6 protein-coding genes are annotated in these 6,716 nt (G+C 75.0%); all 6 read right to left on the bottom strand.

All coding sequences use genetic code 11. The features are described from left to right. Positions 1-1,191, bottom strand: a 1,191-nt coding sequence (locus tag HLK59_RS46935) for an AMP-binding protein (protein WP_171147806.1), incomplete at its 3' end; no start/stop codon positions are given. Then, positions 1,191-3,527 (bottom strand): LuxR C-terminal-related transcriptional regulator, encoded by a 2,337-nt coding sequence (locus tag HLK59_RS46930; protein WP_171147805.1) that lies wholly within the window; start codon positions 3,525-3,527, stop codon positions 1,191-1,193. The genes HLK59_RS46935 and HLK59_RS46930, both read right to left, overlap by 1 nt. A gap of 233 nt (positions 3,528-3,760) precedes the next feature. Further along, a complete protein-coding gene (locus HLK59_RS46925) occupies positions 3,761-4,426 on the bottom strand; it encodes a response regulator transcription factor (protein ID WP_171147804.1) in 666 nt (221 codons plus the stop codon). A gap of 137 nt (positions 4,427-4,563) precedes the next feature. Next, positions 4,564-5,343: a HAMP domain-containing sensor histidine kinase gene (locus HLK59_RS46920; protein ID WP_346779992.1), complete on the bottom strand. Its 780-nt coding sequence runs from the start codon at positions 5,341-5,343 to the stop codon at positions 4,564-4,566. After that, on the bottom strand, positions 5,340-6,125 hold the full coding sequence (locus HLK59_RS46915) for a response regulator transcription factor (protein WP_171147803.1): 786 nt from the start codon (positions 6,123-6,125) through the stop codon (positions 5,340-5,342). Before HLK59_RS46915 ends, HLK59_RS46920 begins: the two co-directional genes overlap by 4 nt. 238 nt (positions 6,126-6,363) lie before the next feature. Beyond that, positions 6,364-6,716 (bottom strand): hypothetical protein (locus HLK59_RS46910; RefSeq protein ID WP_206328436.1); only part of this gene is annotated, 353 nt, incomplete at its 5' end.

The raw sequence follows: 6,716 nt of genomic DNA, 5'->3' as shown, positions 1-6,716 counted from the left end.
GCCGGCCCCCTCCCAGGTCAGGCCGACACCGCCGCCGTGCCGCCACACGGCGAGCGGTGAGGCGGGCCCGCGGGGCGACAGCCCCGGCCCGCCCCCCTCCGCGTCCTGCCCGGCATGGGCGGCAGCCGGCAGCGCCCGCAACGGCACCCCGAGGGCCGCGTCGACCCGCCGGCCCAGCGCGCCGGAGGACCCCGCCGGATCGGAGGTGAACGCGCCGTGCAGCCCGACACCCTCCCGCGGCCGGCGCTCCTGCGCTGCGACGAGCTCCGCCCACTGCGCGGGCGTCGCGTACACCTGACGCACCCCCGCCGAGGCCATCAGCCCGAGCGCGGTCTCCGCGTCCCACACGTCCTGGAGTACGACCGTCCCCCCGCGCGTGAGCGGACCGATCACCCCGTGCAGCAGCGACGGCAACGAGGCCAGCGGCACCGCCGAGAACGCGGCCACACCCGACGCCGAGTCCGAAGGCAGGCCCGCATGAAGCGAGTTGGGCGTGTGCAGGGCCATGCTGTGCGCGGCCCGCAGCCCCAGCGAGGTGACCGCCAGCGCGACCCGCCCGGCGGACCGCGACGGCAGCCGCAGCCACCCGGCGGACCGGTACCGCTCGTGCGGAGTGCGCGCGAAGTGCCGTACGAAATCGACGGCCCCCGCGTCCACGGAGTCCCCCAGCACGGCCCGATGGCGCAGCCACGGCAGCCGGGGCGCGAGGTCGGCGAGGACCCGCCCCGGCGCGGCCCCCTCCCACAGGTCCATGACGACGCACAGCCGCGGCTCGGCCGCCCCGAGCACCGCCTCCAGATCCCGCGCCCCGTACCCGGTCATCACCGGCACGGCCACGGCACCGGTGCGCAGACAGGCCAGCAGCAGCGCCACCGTCTCCCAGCGGTTCGGCAGCTGGAAGGCGACCGGGTCACCGGGGCGTACCCCGAGCGCGTCCAGGGCGTGCGCGAAACGGCCCGTGCAGGCGGCGAGCTGACCGTAGGAGATACGTGTCACGCGGCTCGTGGCGGGACGGTGCGCCCGGTGGGACACGATCGCGGTGCGGTGCGGATGCCGTGCCGCACCCCGGTACACGTCGTGCAGCACGGTCTCGGTCCGCCACCAGCCCCGTTCGGTGAAGACCCGCTCGACGTCGGCCGGCGGCCCGAGACCGGCGAGGAGATCCGCGAGCGGTCGCCCACGTCCCGCCATCACCGGCTCCGGCCCACGGCCCAGGCGACCTGGACCCGGGAGGCGCAGCCCAGCTTCCGCATCACGTTGCGGACGTGGTTGACGACCGTCCACTCGGCGATGTCCAGATGCTGGGCGATCTGCCGGTTCGTCATGCCGTCGGCCACCAGCAGCGCCACCTGCAACTGGCGGGGCGTGAGCGCGACACCTTCCCCGCTCTCCTCGGCCCGCCCCGGATCGGCCGCGGCGAGCGCCTCGGCGGCCATCGCCTCCGGACGCAGGCGCAGACCCTCGGCCCACGCGGTGGCGAACACCGCCCCGCCCAGCCTGCGGCGCAGCTCGTCCACGGCGGCCCGCAGCCGGTCCCCACGTTCCCGCTCCACGACCACCCCGGTACGGGAGCGCAGCGCGCCGGCCGCCGCGAGGAGCCGGGCGGCGGGCTGGGGCTGGCCGGCCTGCTGAAGGATGAGCAGGGCGAACATCTCCAGGACGGCGGGCAGTTCGGTGCGCTCGCCGATCGACTCGTACAGCCCGATGCTCTCCTTGAGCGCAGAGCGGGCGCCGGTGTCGTCCCCCTCGCACAGGCACAGCCGGGCGCCGATGTGTAGGGTGCGGGCCAGGTCGCGGACGGCGCCGTTCTGCCGCTGGACGCGGCCGACCCGTTCCAGCAGGGCGCGCGCCTGCTTCGTCTCGCCGACCGCGAGCAGCACCTCGGCGAGCAGGGCGGTGGCCTCGGCGGACCCGGCGGTGTCGCCCTGGGCGTCGAGGGTGGTGAGGGACGCGGACAGCAGGGTCCGGCCCTCGGGTTCACCGCACCGGAACAGCGCGTGTCCCAGGCGGGCGGAGGGCAGGGCGGCGGCCTGCGGGTCACGCAGCCGCTTGTACAGGGCGACGGCCCGGCGGTGGCGGTGCGCCGCCCCGTCGTGGTCGCCGAGGGCCGCCGCGAGGACGCCCGCGCCGGAGTACAGGCGGGCCCGCGTCCGCAGCCACTCCTCGTCCTCGGCCCGATCGCCCCACTCGGCGCCCTTCAGGGCCTGCCCGGTGGCGTCGAACCAGCGCAGCCCCCCCTTCAACTCGCCGCGGACCAGCCAGGGTTGCAGACAGGCGGTGACCAGACCCGCCCTTTCCAGCAGAGCCGCCGCCCGTCCGGGACGTACGCGGCCCGCGCCCCCTTCCCCCACCTCCTTCTCGCCCTCGTCCTCGTCGTCGAGGTGGCGCAGCGCGGCGAGCACGTTGTCGTGCTCGGCGACCGCGACCCGCAGCCAGCGCTGCTGCTCCGAGCCCTGGAAGCGGCCCTCCAGCGCGGGCAGCAGCCGCCGGTAGTGGCGGGCGTGCGCCTGCCGGGCGGCCAGGGACTGCTCCGGGCCCGCCTCGTCGAGCAGGGCGAGTCCGTAGGCGCGGACAGTGCGCGGCATCGTCAGCCGGCTGTCGGCGCGGGGGTGTTCCTCCAGGGTGAGCAGACCGCGGTCGAGCATGGTCTCCAGGGCCACGGCGGTCTCCGCCGCCCCCAGCGCCGACACCTTCTCGGCGGTGGCGAGGGTGACACCGCCCTGGAACAGGGCGAGCCGAGCCAGCAGCGACCGCTGCGGCCCGCTCAGGCCGAGGCAGCTCCACTCGGCGATCGCGAGGGTGGAGCGCTGCCGCGCCGGTACGTCGACGGGCCCCGGCAGATGGCTGTCGCCGCCGCGGCGCAGCCAGCCGAGGAGTTCCTGCGGCGGATACAGCCGCAGCCGGCGCGCGGCGAGCTCCAGGACCAGCGGGACACCTTCGAGCAGATTGCAGACGTCGACGACGGCCCCGACGTTCTCGGGTGTGAGCGCGAAGGCGGGGTTGGCCTGTCGGCCGCAGCGGACGAAGAGCTGGACGGCCGGGTTGTCCTGGACGTCGGCGACGTCGGCTTCCAGGAGTTCTCCCGGGGGCGGCAGCGGGGGCACGGGCAGGACGCACTCGCCGTAGATCCGCAGGATCTCCTGCCCGGTGGCGAGGACGGTCAGCAGCGGGGTGTCGGCGAGATGCCGCGCGAGGACCACCGCGAGCTCACCCGCGACGTGCTCGACCCCGTCGAGCAGCAGCAATGTGCGTTCCGTGATGTCCCGCACGGTCTTGTCGACGCTCTCCAGCGCCGACTCCAGGTCCAGACAGGCCGGCAGGTCCACGCTGTGGATCCCGCCCGGGAACAGCTCCGCGACCGTGGCGGCGGCTTCGGCGGCCAGCCGGCTCTTGCCCACTCCGCCGGGTCCGGTCAGCGTGATCAGCCGGACGGAGGAATCCTCCAGCCTGCCCTGAACACCGATCAGATCGAGCTCCCGGCCCACCATTTCGGCCGCCGGTCGGTACGTCCACAGATCCGTTGACATACGTTCCCCCGTACGGCCGCCCGGCGCCGCCTGACGCCGGATTCAGGACATTCCACGGTGCGCGCGCCCGGCCTCCGCGGACCCCTTCCCGTGCCACCTCTCACCGAGCCGTGGTTAGAGAATCGCTGGACACGCTCGAACCCGGCTCAAGACGGGACGGAGACGACGTCGCGCGGGAGTGCGGGAAACAGGCCAGTTGTGCGTAGGCGTGGGTCCGGTCCGCGGGGAGGGTCCTACGACCGGGCGCGGGGGCGGAGCATGCCGCTCTCGTAGGCGATGGCGACGAGTCGGGTGCGGGTGCGGGCGCCCAGTTTGACCATGGTGCGGCGGACGTGGGTCTTGGCGGTGACCTCGGCGACGACGAGACGGTCGGCGATCTCCTGGGTGGACAGCCCCGTGCCGACCAGGGACAGCACCTCGCGTTCGCGTGCGGTGAGGTTGTCCAGGGCGGGCGTCTCGGGGATGCCGGGGCCGCCCAGACACGCGTCGATGAGGGGGCGGGTCAGCCGCGGGGAGACCAGTGCCCCGCCGCCGCCGACCAGCCGCAGCGCGCGCGGCAGTTCGCCGGTGTCGGTGTCCTGGCACAGCAGTCCGCGGGCACCCGCGCCGAGCGCCTCGAAGGCGAGAGCGCAGGAGGCGGCGTCGGCGAGCACGACGACACGGCCCCCGTGCGGCCCGGTCCGCCCCACGAGCCGGCGCGTCAGCTCCACACCGTCCAGGCCCGGCAGCCGCAACCCCGTCACCAGGACGTCGGGCAGCAGCCGCCCGGCCAGATCCAGCGCCCGCCTGCCGTCGCCGCACTCACCCACGACGTCGATGTCGGACTCCCCACCGAGCATCCCGGCGAGCGCGGCCCGTACGGAGGGGTGAGGGTGGGCGAGGAGTACGTCGATGGCCATGTCCTGGCTCCAGGGGCAGGGCGCCGGGGGTCGGCGCGTGGGGGGCAACTTCCTTTTGTCAGGGTGGAGTTGGTGCTACGGCGCTTATGCGCATCGGGCCTTCGCGTCCTCGGAGTCCTCGGCGGATCGGCGCGGGCTCAGTCGGGCGCCAGCGGCAGTACGGCCGTGGCGGTCAGGCCTCCCGCGGCGGCCCGGCGCAGATCGAGACGGCCACCGGAGGCCCGCAGCAGCGACGCGGCCAGCGACAGCCCGATGCCGCTGCCCGCGCGCCCGGCCCCGGACGCACCGCGCCAGAAGGGGCGCCCCGCGTGGGCGAGTTCGGTGTCCGTCATGCCCGGCCCCTCGTCCGTGACGCTCACGTGGACGTGCCGTCCGGCGACGTGCACGGCGCAGGTGACGGTGGAGCCCGGCGGGCCCGCCTGCACCGCGTTGTCGAGCAGGACGTCCAGGGCGTGTTCCAGCGCCCCGTACGTCTGGAGGGCCGTCGCCGCGGTCCCGGCGAGGTCGACATGGACGTCCCGCGCGTCGGCGAGCAGACTCCAGGCGTCCACCCGGGCGGCGGCGACGTCGAGGACCTCGACGGGCTCGGATCCGGACGTCCCGCGCCCGGCGGCGCCCCAGTCGAGGATCTGGTTCAGCAAAGTGGCGAGTCGGTCCACCTCCCGCAGCACGCCCGGGAGTTCGGCGACCTCGGGCCGGCGCTCGCCCAGCATCTGCAACCGCAGCCGGATCGACGACAGCGGCCCGCGCAGCTGATGCGCGGCGGCGGCCGCGAGCCCGTACGGCCCACCGGCCGCGGCACTCCCGCCGTATGGACCGACGCCCGCGCCGCACGGCCCCGCGTCCGTGTCGGCGTCGTACGGGTGGTCGGCCGCCCCGTCCGGCAGGACGGCCGCGTCGTACCGGCGCCCGCTCACCGCTCGGACCCCGCCCCCAGGACCGCCGGCACCGTCAGCCGGTACCCCACCCCCCGTACCGTCTCGATCCACCGCGTGCTGCCGAGTTTCCCGCGCAGGGACCCGACATGGACGTCCAGCGTGCGGGTGGAGCCGAACCAGTTCTCGTCCCACACCCTGGCCATGATGTCCTCGCGCTGCATGACCGTGCCCGGCTCCTCCAGCAACATGGCGAGCAGGTCGAACTCCTTGCGGGTGACGCGGACCTCCTCGTCGTCGAGGAAGACCCGGCGGGTGCGCGCGTCGAGCCACAGCGGGCCCGCGCGCAGCTTGTCCTGGACGACGGCGGGTTCCTGGGCGGGCTCGGGCGGGGAGCGGCGCGGGCGCGGCACCGGCACGGGGAGCGGCGCGGAGTCGGCGGCCGCGCCCTCCTGGGACCGCCCGCAACAGCAGGTACTGCGGCGCAGCACCGCCTCGATGCGGGCGAGCAGTTCATGCCGGCTGAAGGGCTTGGGTACGAAGTCGTCGGCGCCGGCGTACAGGGCCGTCACCCGGTCCAGTTCGTGGTCGCTGCCGCTGAGCACGACGATGGGCACACAGGAGCTCTCCCGGATACGGCGGCACACCTCGTGCCCGGCCAGGTCGGGAAGGCTCAGGTCGAGCAGGACGAGTTTTGCCCCGGGCAGGCTCGCCAGGGCGTCGGTACCGGTGTCGCTGCGGCGGGTGTCGTGGCCGTGCAGATGCAGCATCTGTTGCAGTGCCTCGGCCATTCCGTCATCGTCCTCGACAACCAGTACGTCCATTGCGCTCACGCTCCTCTCAAGGAATTCGTACGCATGACCGGAGTCCTTGAGGTTGCTGAGCAGGCGCGACGGACGTCAACATTCCGCCACACAGCGCGCGAAACCGTGCGAGCGACCGGATGTTTCGTGGCTGGGCCCTGCCATGGCGGGCGGCCGGCGCGGGCCGGTTGTCAGGGGCGGCGCGGGTGGGCGCGCCACCTTGTCATGCCACTGGGAAGATCGGCGCCGTACGGGCTCGTCAGGCGGCCCGCGGAGCGGGTCCGGACCGTGCGCCGCGGCCATGGCCCAGCAGAGCGGCGAGGTCCGCGGGCCGGCAGACGGTGAGCGAGGCTCCGCGGCGGGCCCCGGCGGCGGTGAGCCGGGCGCGGGCGGCGGCGATCGAGCCGAACGCGCGGGCGATCGCGGCGGGCACCGCGGCGCCGGCGAGGGCCTGGTAGGGGTCGGCGTCGGCGGCGAGCGCGAAGAAGTCCAGCGGCAGCCCCGCGGTGGCGCGGTCCAGGTGTGTGGCGCCGCTGACGGCGTCGGCGACCGTCCCCCGCGCCGCCCCGACGGACTGCCCACCCAGCAGCCGAGCCCCACCGCTCCCGGCAC

The sequence above is a fragment of the Streptomyces sp. S3(2020) genome, from assembly GCF_013044505.1.
Classification (GTDB): domain Bacteria; phylum Actinomycetota; class Actinomycetes; order Streptomycetales; family Streptomycetaceae; genus Streptomyces.
The sequence above is the reverse complement of the archived record's forward strand: the minus strand, read 5'-3'. Positions and strand labels throughout refer to the sequence as shown.